Source organism: Pseudomonas rubra, from assembly GCF_028656935.1.
GTDB lineage: Bacteria > Pseudomonadota > Gammaproteobacteria > Pseudomonadales > Pseudomonadaceae > Aquipseudomonas > Aquipseudomonas rubra.
Genome location: NZ_JAMDGZ010000093.1, coordinates 1 through 3081, shown reverse-complemented (window position 1 = coordinate 3081; position 3081 = coordinate 1). Strand labels below are relative to the sequence as shown.

Annotated in this window: 1 rRNA gene; it reads right to left on the bottom strand. The window is 51.7% G+C overall.

The features are described from left to right. Positions 1–140: 140 nt before the first annotated feature. Positions 141–3030 (bottom strand): 23S ribosomal RNA (locus tag M5G17_RS27245). Positions 3031–3081: the final 51 nt, after the last annotated feature.

Sequence of the window (3081 nt, the reverse complement as noted above, 5' to 3'; positions counted from 1 at the left end):
AGAAATTCTGTTGCCAGAAGGTCTTGTTTAAGACACTCCAGCGAATCGGGTATGTGATGTTTGTGAGTTACAAATCTTCGGCTGTGTGTCTTCACAACAACCGCAATCTGGTCATTCGACGCAAATTGCTTGGGTGTTATATGGTCAAGCCTCACGGGCAATTAGTATTGGTTAGCTCAACGCCTCACAGCGCTTACACACCCAACCTATCAACGTCGTAGTCTTCGACGGCCCTTCAGGGAGCTCAAGGCTCCAGTGAGATCTCATCTTGAGGCAAGTTTCCCGCTTAGATGCTTTCAGCGGTTATCTCTTCCGAACATAGCTACCCGGCAATGCCACTGGCGTGACAACCGGAACACCAGAGGTTCGTCCACTCCGGTCCTCTCGTACTAGGAGCAGCCCCTCTCAAATCTCAAACGTCCACGGCAGATAGGGACCGAACTGTCTCACGACGTTCTAAACCCAGCTCGCGTACCACTTTAAATGGCGAACAGCCATACCCTTGGGACCGGCTTCAGCCCCAGGATGTGATGAGCCGACATCGAGGTGCCAAACACCGCCGTCGATATGAACTCTTGGGCGGTATCAGCCTGTTATCCCCGGAGTACCTTTTATCCGTTGAGCGATGGCCCTTCCATACAGAACCACCGGATCACTAAGACCTACTTTCGTACCTGCTCGACGTGTCTGTCTCGCAGTCAAGCGCGCTTTTGCCTTTATACTCTACGACCGATTTCCGACCGGTCTGAGCGCACCTTCGTACTCCTCCGTTACTCTTTAGGAGGAGACCGCCCCAGTCAAACTACCCACCATACACTGTCCTCGATCCGGATAACGGACCTGAGTTAGAACCTCAAAGTTGCCAGGGTGGTATTTCAAGGATGGCTCCACGCGAACTGGCGTCCACGCTTCAAAGCCTCCCACCTATCCTACACAAGCAAATTCAAAGTCCAGTGCAAAGCTATAGTAAAGGTTCACGGGGTCTTTCCGTCTAGCCGCGGATACACTGCATCTTCACAGCGATTTCAATTTCACTGAGTCTCGGGTGGAGACAGCGCCGCCATCGTTACGCCATTCGTGCAGGTCGGAACTTACCCGACAAGGAATTTCGCTACCTTAGGACCGTTATAGTTACGGCCGCCGTTTACCGGGGCTTCGATCAAGAGCTTCGCGTTAGCTAACCCCATCAATTAACCTTCCGGCACCGGGCAGGCGTCACACCCTATACGTCCACTTTCGTGTTTGCAGAGTGCTGTGTTTTTAATAAACAGTCGCAGCGGCCTGGTATCTTCGACCGGCATGGGCTTACGGAGCAAGTCCTTCACCCTCACCGGCGCACCTTCTCCCGAAGTTACGGTGCCATTTTGCCTAGTTCCTTCACCCGAGTTCTCTCAAGCGCCTTGGTATTCTCTACCCAACCACCTGTGTCGGTTTGGGGTACGGTTCCTGGTTACCTGAAGCTTAGAAGCTTTTCTTGGAAGCATGGCATCAACCACTTCGTCGCCTAATGGCAACTCGTCATCAGCTCTCGGCCTTAAGATCCCGGATTTACCTAAGATCTCAGCCTACCACCTTAAACTTGGACAACCAACGCCAAGCTGGCCTAGCCTTCTCCGTCCCTCCATCGCAATAACCAGAAGTACAGGAATATTAACCTGTTTTCCATCGACTACGCTTTTCAGCCTCGCCTTAGGGACCGACTAACCCTGCGTCGATTAACGTTGCGCAGGAAACCTTGGTCTTTCGGCGTGGGAGTTTTTCACTCCCATTGTCGTTACTCATGTCAGCATTCGCACTTCTGATACCTCCAGCAAGCTTCTCAACTCACCTTCACAGGCTTACAGAACGCTCCTCTACCGCGTCACCTAAGTGACACCCGTAGCTTCGGTGTATGGTTTGAGCCCCGTTACATCTTCCGCGCAGGCCGACTCGACTAGTGAGCTATTACGCTTTCTTTAAAGGGTGGCTGCTTCTAAGCCAACCTCCTAGCTGTCTAAGCCTTCCCACATCGTTTCCCACTTAACCATAACTTTGGGACCTTAGCTGACGGTCTGGGTTGTTTCCCTTTTCACGACGGACGTTAGCACCCGCCGTGTGTCTCCCATGCTCGGCACTTGTAGGTATTCGGAGTTTGCATCGGTTTGGTAAGTCGGGATGACCCCCTAGCCGAAACAGTGCTCTACCCCCTACAGTGATACATGAGGCGCTACCTAAATAGCTTTCGAGGAGAACCAGCTATCTCCGAGCTTGATTAGCCTTTCACTCCGATCCACAGGTCATCCGCTAACTTTTCAACGGTAGTCGGTTCGGTCCTCCAGTCAGTGTTACCTAACCTTCAACCTGCCCATGGATAGATCGCCCGGTTTCGGGTCTATACCCAGCGACTAAACGCGCTATTAACACTCGCTTTCGCTACGCCTCCCCTATTCGGTTAAGCTCGCCACTGAATATAAGTCGCTGACCCATTATACAAAAGGTACGCAGTCACCTAACAAGTAGGCTCCCACTGCTTGTACGCATACGGTTTCAGGATCTATTTCACTCCCCTCTCCGGGGTTCTTTTCGCCTTTCCCTCACGGTACTGGTTCACTATCGGTCAGTCAGTAGTATTTAGCCTTGGAGGATGGTCCCCCCATATTCAGACAAAGTTTCTCGTGCTCCGTCCTACTCGATTTCATGACCAAGAGATTTTCGCGTACAGGGCTATCACCCACTATGGCCGCACTTTCCAGAGCGTTCCGCTAATCTCAAAGCCACTTAAGGGCTAGTCCCCGTTCGCTCGCCACTACTAAGGGAATCTCGGTTGATTTCTTTTCCTCAGGGTACTTAGATGTTTCAGTTCCCCTGGTTCGCCTCTTGCACCTATGTATTCAGTACAAGATACTCAGCTTATGCTGAGTGGGTTCCCCCATTCAGAGATCTCCGGATCAAAGTCTGTTTGCCGACTCCCCGAAGCTTATCGCAGGCTACCACGTCTTTCATCGCCTCTGACTGCCAAGGCATCCACCGTATGCGCTTCTTCACTTGACCATATAACCCCAAGCAATCTGGTTATACTGTGAAGACAACATTCGCCGAAAA